This window comes from Klebsiella sp. JB_Kp042 (genome assembly GCF_040065275.1).
GTDB classification, from domain to species: domain Bacteria; phylum Pseudomonadota; class Gammaproteobacteria; order Enterobacterales; family Enterobacteriaceae; genus Klebsiella; species Klebsiella quasipneumoniae.
Genome location: NZ_JBEAJL010000099.1, coordinates 102649 through 117390, shown reverse-complemented (window position 1 = coordinate 117390; position 14742 = coordinate 102649). Strand labels below are relative to the sequence as shown.

Below are 14742 nucleotides of genomic sequence, written 5' to 3'. Positions count from 1 at the left end.
TGGTGGTAAATGCCAATTTCCGCCGCGATAACAAGCCAGTCCGTATTGATCGCTATCAATTCCCGTCCGCTTTCATAGCGTTACCTTCGCTGCAAATCCAGCAATGTCGATTTATCAGAGAGCCGTCAGGCTCCATATCAGGAGAAACCCGATGAGTAAATTCCTGGACCGGTTTCGCTACTTCAAACAGAAGGGTGAAACCTTTGCCGATGGGCACGGCCAGCTTCTAAACACCAACCGGGACTGGGAGGATGGATACCGTCAACGTTGGCAGCATGACAAAATTGTGCGTTCCACTCACGGTGTCAACTGCACCGGTTCATGCAGCTGGAAGATTTATGTCAAAAACGGACTGGTGACCTGGGAAACCCAGCAAACGGACTATCCGCGCACTCGTCCGGACCTGCCAAACCACGAACCACGCGGCTGCCCGCGCGGCGCCAGCTACTCCTGGTATCTGTACAGCGCGAACCGCCTGAAATACCCGCTGATGCGCAAACGCCTGATGAAGATGTGGCGGGAAGCGAAGGTCCAGCATAGCGATCCGGTTGAGGCATGGGCCTCGATTATCGAAGACGCCGACAAAGCGAAAAGCTTCAAGCAGGCTCGCGGTCGCGGCGGGTTTGTCCGCTCCTCCTGGCAGGAAGTGAATGAGCTGATTGCCGCCTCCAACGTCTATACCGTGAAAACTTACGGTCCGGATCGCGTGGCCGGCTTCTCGCCGATCCCGGCGATGTCGATGGTCTCCTACGCCTCCGGCGCTCGTTACCTGTCGCTGATCGGCGGTACCTGCCTGAGCTTCTACGACTGGTACTGCGACCTGCCGCCGGCCTCGCCGATGACCTGGGGCGAGCAGACCGACGTGCCGGAATCCGCCGACTGGTACAACTCCAGCTATATCATCGCCTGGGGCTCCAACGTGCCGCAGACCCGTACCCCGGATGCGCACTTCTTTACCGAAGTTCGCTATAAAGGGACCAAAACTGTCGCCATCACCCCGGACTACGCCGAAATCGCCAAGCTCTGCGATCTGTGGCTGGCGCCGAAGCAGGGTACCGATGCCGCGATGGCGCTGGCGATGGGCCACGTGATGCTGCGTGAGTTCCATCTTGATAAACCGAGCCAGTACTTCACCGATTATGTGCGTCGCTACACCGACATGCCGATGCTGGTGATGCTTGAGGAGCGCGACGGCTATTACGCCGCCGGCCGCACGCTGCGCGCGTCCGACCTCGTGGATTCCCTTGGTCAGGAGAAGAATCCGGAATGGAAAACCGTCGCCTTTGATGAGAAGGGCGATCTGACCGTGCCGAACGGTTCCCTCGGATTCCGCTGGGGCGACAAAGGCAAATGGAACCTCGAACAGCGCGACGGTAAAACCGGCGAAGAGATTGAGCTGCGTCTGAGCCTGCTGGGCAGCCATGACGAGGTCGCGGACGTCGGCTTCCCGTACTTCGGCGGCGAAGGTTCTGAACACTTCAACAAAGTCGCGCTGGAAAACATTCTGCTGCACAAACTGCCGGTTAAACGCCTGCAGCTGGCTGACGGCTCCACCGCCCTGGTGACCACCGTGTACGACCTGACCATGGCCAACTATGGCCTGGAGCGCGGTCTGAACGATGACAACTGCGCCGCCAGCTATGATGAAGTGAAAGCCTACACTCCGGCCTGGGCGGAGAAAATTACCGGCGTCTCCCGCGCGCATATTATCCGTACCGCCCGCGAGTTTGCCGATAACGCCGATAAAACCCATGGTCGGTCGATGATTATCGTCGGGGCGGGTCTCAACCACTGGTTCCACCTCGACATGAACTACCGCGGTCTGATCAACATGCTGATCTTCTGCGGTTGCGTCGGCCAGAGCGGCGGCGGTTGGGCGCACTATGTGGGCCAGGAAAAACTGCGTCCGCAGACCGGCTGGCAGCCGCTGGCGTTCGCCCTTGACTGGCAACGCCCGGCACGTCATATGAACAGCACCTCGTACTTCTATAACCACTCCAGCCAGTGGCGCTATGAAAGCGTGACCGCGCAGGAGCTGCTCTCGCCGATGGCGGATAAATCCCGCTACAGCGGCCATCTGATTGACTTCAACGTCCGCGCCGAGCGGATGGGCTGGCTGCCGTCGGCGCCGCAGCTGGGCGTAAACCCGCTGCGCATCGCCGATGAGGCGAAAAAAGCGGGCATGACGCCGGTGGATTACACCGTCAAATCTCTGAAGGAGGGATCGATTCGCTTTGCGGCAGAGCAGCCGGAAAACGGAAAAAACCATCCGCGTAACCTGTTTATCTGGCGTTCCAACCTGCTGGGCTCCTCCGGTAAAGGTCATGAGTACATGCTCAAGTACCTGCTGGGTACGGAGAACGGCATTCAGGGTAAAGACCTTGGCAAGCAGGGCGGCGTGAAGCCGGAAGAAGTCGAATGGCGCGATAACGGCCTCGACGGCAAACTGGACCTGGTGGTGACGCTCGACTTCCGTCTGTCGAGCACCTGTCTCTACTCCGACATCGTGCTGCCGACCGCCACCTGGTACGAAAAAGACGACATGAATACCTCGGATATGCATCCGTTTATTCATCCGCTGTCGGCGGCCGTTGACCCGGCCTGGGAATCGAAGAGCGACTGGGATATCTATAAAGGTATCGCGAAGAAATTCTCTGAAGTGTGCGTGGGCCACCTCGGTAAAGAAACCGACGTCGTTACGCTGCCGATCCAGCATGATTCCGCCGCGGAAATGGCGCAGCCGCTGGACGTCAAAGACTGGAAGAAGGGCGAATGTGACCTGATTCCGGGGAAAACCGCCCCGCATATTATTCCGGTCGAGCGTGATTACCCGGCGACTTATGAGCGCTTCACCTCCATTGGCCCGCTGCTGGAAACCATCGGCAACGGCGGGAAAGGCATCGCCTGGAATACCCAGAGCGAAATGGACCTGCTGCGTAAGCTCAACTACACCAAGGCCGACGGCCCGGCGAAAGGTCAGCCGAAGCTGGAAACGGCCATCGACGCCGCGGAGATGATCCTCACCCTGGCGCCGGAAACGAACGGTCAGGTGGCGGTGAAGGCGTGGAAAGCGCTGAGCGAAATCACCGGCCGCGAGCACGCGCACCTGGCGCTGAACAAAGAAGACGAGAAGATCCGTTTCCGCGATATCCAGGCGCAGCCGCGGAAAATCATCTCCAGCCCCACCTGGTCCGGGCTGGAAGACGAACACGTCTCCTATAACGCCGGATACACCAACGTTCACGAGCTGATCCCATGGCGTACCCTGTCCGGTCGTCAGTCGCTGTATCAGGATCACCAGTGGATGCGCGACTTTGGCGAGAGCCTGCTGGTTTATCGTCCGCCGATTGACACCCGCTCGGTGAAAGCGGTGATGGGCGAGAAGTCCAACGGCAACCCGGAGAAGGCGCTGAACTTCCTGACGCCGCACCAGAAATGGGGTATCCACTCGACCTACAGCGATAACCTGCTGATGCTGACCCTGTCACGCGGCGGTCCGATCGTCTGGATGAGCGAGGCGGATGCGAAAGATCTGGGTATCGAAGATAACGACTGGATCGAAGTGTTCAACGCCAACGGCGCCCTGACGGCGCGCGCGGTGGTGAGCCAGCGCGTGCCGGCCGGGATGACCATGATGTACCACGCGCAGGAACGCATCGTGAACCTGCCTGGCTCTGAAGTCACCGGCCAGCGCGGCGGGATCCATAACTCGGTTACCCGTATTACGCCGAAACCGACCCATATGATCGGCGGCTATGGCCATCTGGCCTATGGCTTTAACTACTACGGAACCGTCGGCTCCAACCGCGATGAGTTTGTGGTGGTACGTAAGATGAAGAACATTAACTGGTTAGACGGCGAAGGCAATGACCAGGTACAGGAGAGCGTAAAATGAAAATTCGTTCACAAGTCGGCATGGTGCTGAATCTCGATAAATGCATCGGCTGCCACACCTGCTCGGTAACCTGTAAAAACGTCTGGACCAGCCGGGAAGGGATGGAGTACGCCTGGTTCAATAACGTGGAGAGTAAGCCTGGCGTTGGTTTTCCGAACGACTGGGAAAACCAGGAGAAATGGAAGGGCGGCTGGATCCGCAAAATCAACGGCAAGCTGCAGCCGCGCATGGGCAACCGCGCGATGCTGTTAGGTAAAATCTTCGCGAACCCGCATCTGCCGGGCATCGATGATTACTACGAGCCGTTCGATTACGACTACCAGAACCTGCATAACGCCCCGGAGAGTAAACACCAGCCGATCGCCCGTCCGCGCTCGCTGATCACCGGCCAGCGGATGGACAAGATCACCAGCGGTCCGAACTGGGAAGAGATCCTCGGCGGCGAGTTTGAAAAGCGCGCCAAAGACCAGAACTTCGACAACATGCAGAAGGCGATGTACGGCCAGTTCGAGAACACCTTCATGATGTATCTGCCGCGCCTGTGCGAGCACTGCCTGAATCCGGCGTGCGTCGCAACCTGCCCGAGCGGCGCCATCTATAAGCGTGAAGAAGACGGCATCGTACTGATCGACCAGGACAAGTGCCGCGGCTGGCGGATGTGCATCACCGGCTGCCCGTACAAGAAGATCTACTTCAACTGGAAGAGCGGGAAATCTGAGAAGTGCATCTTCTGCTACCCGCGTATTGAATCCGGAATGCCGACGGTATGCTCCGAAACCTGCGTGGGCCGAATCCGCTACCTCGGCGTCCTGCTGTATGACGCGGACGCGATCGAAAATGCCGCCAGCACCGAGAACGAGAAAGATCTCTATCAGCGTCAACTGGACGTGTTCCTCGATCCGAACGACCCAAAAGTGATTGAGCAGGCGCTGAAAGATGGCGTACCGCAGGGCGTGATTGAAGCCGCGCAGCAGTCGCCGGTCTGGAAAATGGCGATGGACTGGAAGCTGGCCCTGCCGCTGCACCCGGAATATCGCACCCTGCCGATGGTTTGGTACGTGCCGCCGCTGTCGCCGATTCAGTCCGCCGCCGATGCCGGCGAACTGGGCAGCAACGGGATCCTGCCGGACGTGGAAAGCCTGCGTATTCCGGTGCAGTATCTGGCGAACCTGCTGACCGCCGGCGATACCCAACCGGTCCTGTTGGCCCTGAAGCGGATGCTGGCGATGCGTCACTATAAGCGGGCGGAAACCGTTGACGGCGTTGTCGATACCCGCGCGCTGGAAGAGGTGGGCTTAAGCGAAGCGCAGGCTCAGGAGATGTACCGCTACCTGGCGATCGCCAACTACGAAGATCGTTTCGTGGTGCCGAGCAGCCATCGTGAACAGGCGCGGGAAGCGTTTCCGGAGAAAAATGGCTGCGGCTTTAGCTTTGGCGACGGCTGCCACGGCTCTGACAGCCAGTTCAACCTGTTCAACAGCCGTCGCATCGACGCCATCGACGTGACCAGCAAAACGGAGCCGCACGCATGATTGAACTTGTGATTGTGTCGCGTTTGCTCGAATACCCTGACGCTGCCTTATGGCAGCATCAGCAGGAGATGTTCGAGGCGCTCGCGTCATCGGAGAAACTCAGCAAAGAAGATGCTCACGCGCTGGGCGTTTTTCTGCGCGATCTGCTGGCTCAGGATCCGCTGGATGCCCAGGCGGCCTACAGCGAACTGTTTGACCGCGGCCGGGCCACCTCGCTGCTGCTGTTTGAACACGTGCACGGCGAATCCCGCGATCGCGGCCAGGCGATGGTTGACCTGATGGCGCAGTATGAGCGCCACGGTCTGCTGCTCGATAGCCATGAGCTGCCGGATCATCTGCCGCTGTATCTGGAGTATCTGGCGCAGCTGCCGGAAGAGGACGCGCTTGGCGGCCTGCGGGACGTCGCGCCGATCCTCGGCCTGCTCAGCGCGCGCCTGCAGCAGCGCGAGAGCCGCTATGCGGTGCTGTTCGAGCTGCTGCTGAAGCTGGCCAACACTCAGGTCGACAGCCAGAAAGTGGCGGAGAAGATTGCCGACGAAGCCCGCGACGATACGCCGCAGGCGCTGGACGCAGTCTGGGAAGAAGAACAGGTTAAATTCTTTGCCGACCAGGGCTGCGGCGAGTCGGAGATTTCCGCTCACCAGCGTCGTTTTGCCGGAGCCGTGGCCCCGCAATATCTGAATATCTCTAACGGAGGACAGCAATAATGCACTTCCTGAATATGTTCTTCTTTGACATTTATCCGTACATTGCGGGCTCGGTGTTTCTGATCGGCAGCTGGCTGCGCTATGACTACGGTCAGTACACCTGGCGCGCGGCCTCCAGCCAGATGCTGGACCGTAAAGGGATGAATCTGGCGTCGAACCTGTTCCATATCGGCATCCTCGGCATTTTCGCCGGCCACTTCCTCGGCATGCTGACGCCGCACTGGATGTATGAATCCTTCCTGCCGATCGACGTCAAGCAGAAGATGGCGATGATCGCCGGCGGCGCCTGCGGCGTGATGACCCTGGTGGGCGGTTTACTGCTGCTCAAGCGTCGTCTGCTCAGCCCGCGCGTTCGCGCCACCACCACCGGCGCGGATATTCTGATCCTCTCCCTGCTGATGGTGCAGTGTGCGTTGGGCCTGCTGACGATCCCGTTCTCAGCCCAGCATATGGACGGCAGCGAAATGATGAAGCTGGTCGGCTGGGCGCAGTCGGTGGTCACCTTCCACGGCGGTGCGTCGCAGCACCTGGATGGCGTGGCGTTTATCTTCCGCGTCCACCTGGTGCTGGGTATGACCCTGTTCCTGCTGTTCCCGTTCTCCCGTCTGGTTCATATCTGGAGCGCGCCGGTAGAGTACCTGACGCGCAAATACCAGATTGTTCGCGCCCGTCGCTAACTGGCCCGCGACTGCTGACTGACCCCGCTCTGGCGGGGTTTTTTTTCGCCCCAGCCGAGGTTATTCCCCGCGGCGGCAAACAGAATCAGCATCCCGCCGCACCACTGCACAGGGGTTAACGCATGGTGGAAGACCAGATATTCGACCCCCATCGCCACCAGTGGATAAATAAAGGAGAGTGAACCGGTAATGGGCGTTGGCAGCTTCTGTATCGCGCTATATAAAAGCTGATACATGATCCCGGTATGGACGACGCCGAGGATCAGCAGATAGCGCCAGGGAAAGCTGGCAGAAAACTCGGGCATTTGCACCAGCGGCAGCAGCATCACGACGCCGACCAGCACCTGAATAAAGGCGATATGCTGAGCAGGGAGCGGATGCAGTTTGCGGGCGATAATGGCGGTCAGAGCATAGAAAAATGCTGCGCCTAATGCCAGCAAAACGCCGGTCGCGAGACTATCGCCGTGCGCCGGGGCAAGCTCGCTTGACAGCAGGATCACCACGCCGCCGAAGGCCAGCAGTAACCATCCCCATTTTACGGCGCTGACTCGCTCCCCCAGCACCATGCCCATCAGTACCAGCATAAACGGCTGGGTGTTGTAGACCACCGTGGCCATGCCAATTGAAATACGCGAGTAGGCGGCAAAAAGCAGCAGCCAGTTGATGACCAGCGCAATGCCGCCAAGCACCGCGAGGGCGAGGGTGAAGCGCGTGAGACGACTGAAGGGTTGGCGGTTGAGAACGATAAACAGCAGCAGGGTCAGCGCGCCAATCAGGCAGCGCCAGAACACCACATCAATTACCGGCAAACCAGAGAGCAGCACGAACGCGCCGATCGAGCCAGAAATTATCATCGCCAGGCTCATTTGCCAGACGCCGCGGGTAAGTTGCATATTTCACCTCCAGAAGTTTTCCATTATTGTGCGAAAAATCCTGACAGCCTGACATGGCTGAATTAAGGTAAGCAGGGGGAAATTCCTTTCATAATTAGGTAAAAACCATGAATGACTTACTTGATGAAATTGACCGGGCGATCCTCGCTTGCCTGACTCAGGACGCCAGAGTCTCGTTGAAGGTATTGAGCGCGCGGGTGGGGCTGACCTCGCCGAGCACCGCCGAGCGGGTGAAGCGCCTGGAGGAGCGGGGGGTGATCCAGGGCTATGGGGCGCGGGTGAATCTCGCCGCGCTGGGCTACAGCCTGCAGGCGCTGGTGCGGGTCCGGCCTCTGCCTGGTCTGCTGCAGAAGGTGGATAAATATATCCAGGCGATGCCGGAGTGCATCGAAAGTGACAAAGTGACCGGAGAGGATTGTTTCGTGATGCGACTGGTGGTGCGTGATATTGCCCAACTGGATACGCTGCTTGACGGCCTGGCTGAATTTGCTCAGTGCAATACCTCGGTAGTGAAGAGTTCGCCGGTGAAGAGACGACTGCCCCCGCTGTGAGTTTCCCGGAGGCGGCGCGGCGCACCCGTCCGGGCTGCCAAACGGCACCACCTGTAGCCTCGCTAAGCGAAGCGCGAGCGAGGAGGTAGCAGTACAGGTGGTTGCAGAGAGCGCGAGAATGGTGGGGGAAGGATGACTCGGCGCTAACGCGCCTCGCCCTTCGGGCCGTTGCCTGCGGCAACGTTCTCTCGCTACGCTCGAGTCGAACCTTAGTCGACGCTTCTTATCCTTCCCCGTGGGGCAGAATATAGAGTATCGCAAGTGAAGTAAGTTGGGTAATACATGAAGAGATGGTGGTGGGGGAAGGATTCGAACCTTCGAAGTCGATGACGGCAGATTTACAGTCTGCTCCCTTTGGCCGCTCGGGAACCCCACCAGGGGTAAAATCAAATTGTAGGCTATTCAGCAAAGTGAATGGTGGTGGGGGAAGGATAACTCGTCGCTATCGCTCCTCGCCCTTCGGGCCGTTGCCTGCGGCAACGTTCTCTCGCTGGCGCTCGAGTCGAACCTTAGTCGAAGGTTCTTACCCTTCCCGCTAAGTGCAAACATCGTTTACGCCTGCCGGGGAAACCCTATCACTGTAGTGAATAATGGTGGTGGGGGAAGGATTCGAACCTTCGAAGTCGATGACGGCAGATTTACAGTCTGCTCCCTTTGGCCGCTCGGGAACCCCACCACGGGGTAGTGCTTAGTACTGGCCTGCTTCCTTCTCGGGAAGCGGGGCGCATCATACCAAATGATGCGCCCCTGTAAAGCATTCCTTTGACAAAAATAAACTGGTTGCCTGATTTTTACCCGTAACGCCGGAAAGCTAACCAATTCATTTCTCAGTCGATTAAAGAATAATCGTCCGGTTACCGTATACGAAGACGCGCTGCGCCAGGACCTGATACAGCGCCCGGCTCAATACGTTTTTTTCGACATCGCGCCCGGCACGCATCATATCTTCTGCGGTATAAGTATGATCGACGTGAATGACGTCCTGCATAATGATGGGACCTTCGTCCAGGTTATCATTCACATAGTGGGCGGTGGCGCCGATGATCTTCACGCCGCGCTCATAGGCCTGATGATACGGACGTGCGCCGATAAACGCCGGCAGGAACGAGTGGTGAATATTAATGATCTTGTTCGGGAAACGAGCGACAAATTCCGGCGTAAGAACGCGCATATACTTGGCCAGCACCACGTAATCCGGTTCGTGGGCGGCAATCGTGTCGCCCATCTGCTTGTCGTGCTCTTCGCGGCTCAGCCCTTCATGGCTGACCAGTTCAAACGGGATGCCAAAACGTTCCACCAGCGGGCGCAGGGTGTCATGGTTGCCAATAACCGCGGCAATGTCGACATCCAACCCGCCGTAGTTGGCTTTCATCAGCAGATCGCCGAGGCAGTGCGCCTCTTTCGTCACCAGAATCACTACCCGGCGGCGGCCTGCCGGATTGAGTTCACGAATCGAGCCTTCCGGCAGGGCGCTGTCCAGATCGGCCAGCAGAATAGCGTCGTTGAAGATGCCTTCCAGTTCGGTGCGCATAAAGAAACGACCGGTACGGTGGTCAACAAATTCGTTGTTCTGCACAATGTTAAGTTCGTGCTTGTAGCAGATATTGGTGATACGCGCGATGAGGCCTTTCTGATCAGGGCAAATAGTGCGTAGTACTTTACGTTGTAATGAATGCATCGCGAGGAAAATCCTGTAGTGTTTGCAAGCGCTGCGGTAGCGTTACTGGCCGCAGCATTTTTTAAATTTTTTACCTGAACCGCAAGGGCAGGGGTCGTTACGGCCAATCAGCGGCCGTGTCCCGTCGATATAGTACCACTGTCCATTTTCTTTTAAGAATCTGGAACGTTCAATAATGGCGCCCGGGCGGTTATTGTCATTAAAGCGGGCGATAAAGCTGACAAAGCCTTCATTGGCGGCTCGTCGATCATCGCTGGCGAACAGGGTTAAGCCCAGCCATTCGGTGTGGGCAAAGCCTTTCTCCAGTTCGGCGCGAAACTGCTGCGCCTGACAGGACGGATGCCAGGTTTTGATCAGATAGTCGGCATCTTTCATGACGAACGCGCTGTAACGGGAGCGCATAAGCTGTGACGGGCCTGGCGCAAGCTCAGCGCCGGACAGATATCGCTGGCAACATGAGCTATACTCCAGTGCGCTGCCACAGGGGCATAATTGCGACAAAATTGCCTCCATGGAAGAAAGAGTAACGGCGCTTCTACGCCAAAGGGCTTTATGTTAACTGAGCCGTGACAATGTTGCCACGCTCAGAGTGGAAGGATAGTTATCAGTACTAATGAGAAAGCTTAAAATTGGTCTGGCGTTAGGTGCGGGCGCCGCCCGCGGATGGTCGCATATTGGCGTCATCAACGCCCTCCAGCAGGCCGGCATTGAGATTGATATCGTGGCCGGTTGCTCTATCGGTTCGCTGGTAGGGGCGGCGTATGCCTGTAACCGACTCCCGGCCCTTGAGTCCTGGGTCTGCTCTTTCAGTAACTGGGACGTTCTGAAACTGATGGACCTCTCCTGGCGCCGCGGTGGACTACTGCGGGGTGAAAAGGTGTTCAATCATTATCGCCGCATCATGCCCGTGACCGATATCGAACACTGCGAGCGGCGATTTGCCGCCGTCGCGACAAATTTAAGCACTGGCCGGGAGCTGTGGTTTACCGAAGGCGATCTGCACTTAGCGATTCGAGCCTCCTGCAGTATGCCGGGGTTAATGTCGCCGGTCAGGCATAACGGTTACTGGCTGGTCGATGGCGCGGTGGTCAATCCGGTTCCCGTATCGCTTACGCGGGCAATGGGGGCGGATATCGTGATTGCCGTGGATTTGCAACATGATGCCCACCTTATGCAGCAGGATTTATTCTCCCTCGAAACGCCGCGGCGGGAAGCCGAAGCGAAGGAGGGGCCATGGCATACTCGTCTGCGCGCACGCTTGACGCAAATGAGTTCCCGCCGTATGGCCGTGACGCCGACGGCGATGGAGATCATGACCACCTCTATCCAGGTCCTGGAGAACCGTCTTAAACGCAATCGTATGGCGGGTGACCCGCCGGATATCCTGTTGCAACCGTACTGTCCGCAAGTCTCGACGCTTGATTTCCATCGCGCCGGCGAGGCGATTACCGCAGGGCAGTTGGCGGTAGAAAAGAAAATGGATGAATTATTACCCTTAGTGCGTACCGCGATTTGACGCACGAGTACCTGACTTAAGCAAATTCTGACAGGCGATAGTGAGAATAGCGTGCCACTATTGAATTATCGTCAGCCAGGGGAGATATCATGACGCAGCCATTGGCGGGAAAACAGATTCTGATAGTTGAAGACGAACCCGTTTTCCGCTCACTCTTGCATGGATGGCTGACCTCGCTGGGAGCAACAACCTTCCAGGCGGAAGATGGCAAGGATGCCCTGCATAAAATGACGGAGGTGCATCCGGACCTGATGATTTGCGACATTTCGATGCCGAGAATGAACGGTCTGGAGCTGGTGGAGACGTTGCGTAATCGCGGCGAGCAGCTACCGATCCTGATGATTTCCGCTACCGAAAACATGGCCGATATAGCCAAAGCATTGCGGCTTGGCGTTCAGGACGTGTTGTTAAAGCCAGTAAAAGATTTCGATCGCCTGCGCGAAACCGTTTATGCCTGCCTCTATCCTGCGATGTTCAGTTCACGGGTGGAAGAGGAAGAGCGATTATTTGAGGACTGGGACGCGCTGGTCAGTAATCCCATTGCGGCTTCACGATTACTGCAGGAATTACAGCCGCCGGTGCAACAGGAAATGTCGCACTGCCGCATTCATTATCGCCAGCTGGTGTCGGCGGATAAACCCGGTCTGGTACTCGATATCGCCCCGCTCTCGGACAATGATTTGGCCTTCTATTGTCTGGATGTCACACGGGCAGGAGATAATGGCGTCCTGGCCGCTTTATTATTGCGCGCGTTGTTCAATGGCTTGCTACAGGAGCAGCTGGCGCATCAGGGACAACGGCTACCAGAAATGGGGAGTCTGCTAAAACAGGTGAATCAGCTCCTGCGTCAGGCAAACCTTCCCGGCCAGTTTCCTTTGTTAGTGGGGTATTACCACAGCGGACTGAAGAATTTAATTCTGGTGTCGGCGGGACTTAATGGCACGCTGAATACCGGTGAGCATCAAATTCAGATTAGCAATGGCGTTCCTTTGGGCACCCTGGGTGATGCTTACCTTAATCAAATTAGTCAACGCTGTACCTCATGGCAGTGCCAAATTTGGGGGGCGGGAGGCCGTTTACGCTTAATGTTGTCTGCGGATTGAGCAATTGCATTTATATCTAAGCAGACGGGATTACCCGTTGTCCTTTAGCGGTGGTAACATCGAGCAGTTTTATGCGTAAAAGTCCTAATTCGAGGCTATCGGAAGCTTTTCAGACCAGTGAATACGCGGTTGACTGATATACTCGACACGTTATTTGTAACGAGAAGTTTAAAAAACAAACAGTCCAGGAGATTTCAATGGCTGCCCTTAATTCTAAAGTCAGAAAAGCGGTTATCCCGGTTGCGGGATTAGGCACCAGGATGCTGCCGGCCACCAAAGCGATTCCAAAAGAAATGCTGCCGCTGGTAGATAAGCCGTTAATTCAGTACGTTGTTAATGAATGTATCGCTGCAGGAATTACTGAAATTGTTCTGGTAACGCACTCGTCCAAAAACTCTATCGAAAACCATTTCGATACCAGTTTTGAGCTGGAAGCGATGCTGGAAAAACGTGTGAAACGCCAGCTGCTGGAAGAAGTGCAGTCTATTTGTCCGCCGCACGTAACCATTATGCAAGTTCGTCAGGGCCTGGCAAAAGGTCTGGGACACGCGGTGCTTTGCGCCCATCCGGTGGTGGGTGATGAGCCGGTCGCAGTTATTCTGCCAGACGTTATTCTGGATGAATATGAATCCGATCTGAGCTGCGATAATCTCGCAGAGATGATCTCTCGTTTCGATGAGACCGGCGCCAGCCAGATTATGGTTGAGCCTGTCGACGACGTGACCGCTTACGGTGTCGTTGACTGCAAAGGTGAATCTCTCAAGCCGGGAGAAAGCGTGCCGATGGTAGGCGTGGTCGAGAAGCCAAAAGCTGACGTCGCGCCGTCCAACCTGGCGGTAGTGGGGCGCTATGTCCTCAGCGCCGATATCTGGCCGCTGCTGGCGAAGACTCCTCCGGGTGCCGGTGATGAAATTCAGCTGACTGACGCGATTGATATGCTGATCGAAAAAGAGACGGTCGAAGCTTATCATATGAAAGGCAAGAGCCATGACTGCGGTAATAAGCTTGGCTACATGCAGGCGTTCGTCGAATATGGTATTCGCCACAAAACGCTGGGTGACGATTTTAAAGCCTGGCTGGAAACCGCGGTTGCGAAGTAATCCGCAGCGCTGCTGAAAGCACAAAACCGGGAGTCGCAGATGCGCTCCCGGTTTTTTATATCGGCCCCTGGGGGCAAAAAAAATCCCGCCGCAGCGGGATTTTTTATATCGTAACAACGGAGATTAGATCAGGAAATCGTCCAGTGATTTACCTTGCTCATCCATTGCTTTTTTGATCACCGCCGGGGTACGGCCCTGGCCGGTCCAGGTTTTGGTTTCGCCGTTTTCGTCGACATAGCTGTATTTAGCCGGACGTGCAGCACGCTTGGTTTTGGTACCGGCTTTAACGGCTGCCATGGTGCTCAGCAGTTCATTCGGATCAATACCGTCAGCGATCAGCATTTCACGATATTGCTGCAGCTTACGCGTACGTTCTTCAATTTCTGCCGCGGCGGCGTTTTCTTCTTCACGGCGCTCGTTAACAACGACTTCTAATTTTTCCAGCATTTCTTCGAGCGTTTCCAGGGTGCATTCTCTTGCCTGCGCACGAAGAGTACGGATGTTGTTCAAAATTTTAAGTGCTTCGCTCATTGTAGTAATCTCAAACTTATATTGTGGGGTGGTTTGTTGAACTAATAATAGAGCGATAAAATGCGTTGTGCAATAGGGGGGAATGTAAGGAATTCAAAATTACTGGTTATTTGTCGCGAGAATTAATTAATTTAAGTTAAAATTCCCGTGCCGCTTCACATCTTTCATCCTTATAGCGATGAGCAGAAGGTAAGCTAAAACACTGAGACGGTATGCTTTTTCTGAGGTTCGGTGAGAAAAATTATCCTTTACATGGGTAAATAACCCTTGTCAGTATTAGCGCATTTTTGGTTATGAGGCTTAATATAAAACAACGCGCGGCGCCGCTTATAGCCCCATAGGTAACCGCCCTATAAGCACGAAAAGACAATGGTTACCCCGCCAGTAGCGTAACGAGGCGTACAAATAATGGCCCTGAAAATTCAATTCATCCTCTTAATCCTTTGGCTTTGCAGGCTCTTCAGCTGCGATACAATACCCCTGCCGAATGGGCGGCTGTACGCATAAAATATGGTACAATCGCCGCCGCGATAAAACACTTTGATTGGGGTCACGCAGC

General features: G+C 56.1%; 13 protein-coding genes, 2 tRNA genes and 2 other RNA genes. 8 read left to right on the top strand and 9 right to left on the bottom strand.

Annotated features, from left to right (window positions below; all coding sequences use genetic code 11):
- The first annotated feature begins 151 nt into the window (after positions 1-151).
- The 4 genes from ABLV54_RS20940 to narI are packed head-to-tail and all read left to right on the top strand — an operon-like array spanning position 152 to position 6811.
- Positions 152-3895, top strand: a complete 3744-nt coding sequence (locus tag ABLV54_RS20940) for a nitrate reductase subunit alpha (RefSeq protein ID WP_044523861.1) — start codon at positions 152-154, stop codon at positions 3893-3895.
- On the top strand, positions 3892-5427 hold the full coding sequence (narH, locus tag ABLV54_RS20935) for a nitrate reductase subunit beta (protein ID WP_023290133.1): 1536 nt from the start codon (positions 3892-3894) through the stop codon (positions 5425-5427). Before ABLV54_RS20940 ends, narH begins: the two co-directional genes overlap by 4 nt.
- Positions 5424-6134, top strand: coding sequence for a nitrate reductase molybdenum cofactor assembly chaperone (gene narJ / locus ABLV54_RS20930; RefSeq protein WP_226564361.1), 711 nt, complete (start codon positions 5424-5426; stop codon positions 6132-6134). Before narH ends, narJ begins: the two co-directional genes overlap by 4 nt.
- Entirely contained in the window at positions 6134-6811 is a 678-nt protein-coding gene (gene narI, locus ABLV54_RS20925) for a respiratory nitrate reductase subunit gamma (protein WP_002910189.1), read from the top strand. Before narJ ends, narI begins: the two co-directional genes overlap by 1 nt.
- Here the strand turns inward: narI and ABLV54_RS20920 are convergent.
- Positions 6808-7704, bottom strand: coding sequence for a DMT family transporter (locus ABLV54_RS20920; RefSeq protein WP_348814220.1), 897 nt, complete (start codon positions 7702-7704; stop codon positions 6808-6810). The genes narI and ABLV54_RS20920 overlap by 4 nt on opposite strands.
- Positions 7705-7811: 107 nt before the next feature.
- Here ABLV54_RS20920 and ABLV54_RS20915 point away from each other — a divergent pair, with 107 nt between their 5' ends.
- Complete coding sequence (locus ABLV54_RS20915; RefSeq protein WP_023290130.1) at positions 7812-8255, top strand: Lrp/AsnC family transcriptional regulator; 444 nt, start codon at positions 7812-7814, stop codon at positions 8253-8255.
- 116 nt (positions 8256-8371) lie between these two features.
- Here the strand turns inward: ABLV54_RS20915 and ABLV54_RS20910 are convergent.
- The 6 genes from ABLV54_RS20910 to ABLV54_RS20885 form a co-directional block, all read right to left on the bottom strand.
- Positions 8372-8503: non-coding RNA, RtT sRNA (locus ABLV54_RS20910), on the bottom strand.
- Between the two features lie 43 nt (positions 8504-8546).
- Positions 8547-8631: transfer RNA gene (locus ABLV54_RS20905), tRNA-Tyr, on the bottom strand.
- 39 nt (positions 8632-8670) lie between these two features.
- A non-coding RNA gene (locus ABLV54_RS20900) (RtT sRNA) lies at positions 8671-8803 on the bottom strand.
- 43 nt (positions 8804-8846) lie between these two features.
- Positions 8847-8931, bottom strand: a tRNA-Tyr gene (locus ABLV54_RS20895).
- A gap of 159 nt (positions 8932-9090) precedes the next feature.
- Positions 9091-9933 carry a formyltetrahydrofolate deformylase gene (purU, locus tag ABLV54_RS20890; protein WP_226564302.1) on the bottom strand — a complete coding sequence of 281 codons (843 nt, stop codon included), beginning with the start codon at positions 9931-9933 and terminating at the stop codon, positions 9091-9093.
- 42 nt (positions 9934-9975) lie between these two features.
- Positions 9976-10434: a YchJ family protein gene (locus ABLV54_RS20885; protein ID WP_226564300.1), complete on the bottom strand. Its 459-nt coding sequence runs from the start codon at positions 10432-10434 to the stop codon at positions 9976-9978.
- Between the two features lie 112 nt (positions 10435-10546).
- On the opposite strand from ABLV54_RS20885, the gene rssA reads away from it, so the two are divergent.
- The 3 genes from rssA to galU all read left to right on the top strand — a co-directional run bounded on the left by rssA (position 10547) and on the right by galU (position 13652).
- Entirely contained in the window at positions 10547-11449 is a 903-nt protein-coding gene (gene rssA, locus ABLV54_RS20880; protein ID WP_109547201.1) for a patatin-like phospholipase RssA, read from the top strand.
- 89 nt (positions 11450-11538) lie between these two features.
- Complete coding sequence (gene rssB / locus ABLV54_RS20875) at positions 11539-12552, top strand: two-component system response regulator RssB (protein ID WP_226564298.1); 1014 nt, start codon at positions 11539-11541, stop codon at positions 12550-12552.
- A 197-nt stretch (positions 12553-12749) separates the two neighbouring features.
- On the top strand, positions 12750-13652 hold the full coding sequence (gene galU, locus ABLV54_RS20870) for a UTP--glucose-1-phosphate uridylyltransferase GalU (protein ID WP_226564296.1): 903 nt from the start codon (positions 12750-12752) through the stop codon (positions 13650-13652).
- A gap of 123 nt (positions 13653-13775) precedes the next feature.
- On the opposite strand, the gene hns is transcribed toward galU, so the two are convergent.
- Together hns and ABLV54_RS20860 are read right to left on the bottom strand one after the other, a co-directional pair.
- Positions 13776-14183 carry a histone-like nucleoid-structuring protein H-NS gene (gene hns / locus ABLV54_RS20865; RefSeq protein ID WP_002910103.1) on the bottom strand — a complete coding sequence of 136 codons (408 nt, stop codon included), beginning with the start codon at positions 14181-14183 and terminating at the stop codon, positions 13776-13778.
- A gap of 422 nt (positions 14184-14605) precedes the next feature.
- Entirely contained in the window at positions 14606-14737 is a 132-nt protein-coding gene (locus ABLV54_RS20860; protein ID WP_032428897.1) for a hypothetical protein, read from the bottom strand.
- Positions 14738-14742: the final 5 nt, after the last annotated feature.

Coding starts and splice junctions, on each gene's coding strand:
- ABLV54_RS20940 (WP_044523861.1), top strand. CDS start 152: ATGAGTAAATTCCTGGACCGGTTTCGCTACTTCAAACAGAAGGGTGAA.
- narH (WP_023290133.1), top strand. CDS start 3,892: ATGAAAATTCGTTCACAAGTCGGCATGGTGCTGAATCTCGATAAATGC.
- narJ (WP_226564361.1), top strand. CDS start 5,424: ATGATTGAACTTGTGATTGTGTCGCGTTTGCTCGAATACCCTGACGCT.
- narI (WP_002910189.1), top strand. CDS start 6,134: ATGCACTTCCTGAATATGTTCTTCTTTGACATTTATCCGTACATTGCG.
- ABLV54_RS20920 (WP_348814220.1), bottom strand. CDS start 7,704: ATGCAACTTACCCGCGGCGTCTGGCAAATGAGCCTGGCGATGATAATT.
- ABLV54_RS20915 (WP_023290130.1), top strand. CDS start 7,812: ATGAATGACTTACTTGATGAAATTGACCGGGCGATCCTCGCTTGCCTG.
- purU (WP_226564302.1), bottom strand. CDS start 9,933: ATGCATTCATTACAACGTAAAGTACTACGCACTATTTGCCCTGATCAG.
- rssA (WP_109547201.1), top strand. CDS start 10,547: ATGAGAAAGCTTAAAATTGGTCTGGCGTTAGGTGCGGGCGCCGCCCGC.
- rssB (WP_226564298.1), top strand. CDS start 11,539: ATGACGCAGCCATTGGCGGGAAAACAGATTCTGATAGTTGAAGACGAA.
- galU (WP_226564296.1), top strand. CDS start 12,750: ATGGCTGCCCTTAATTCTAAAGTCAGAAAAGCGGTTATCCCGGTTGCG.
- hns (WP_002910103.1), bottom strand. CDS start 14,183: ATGAGCGAAGCACTTAAAATTTTGAACAACATCCGTACTCTTCGTGCG.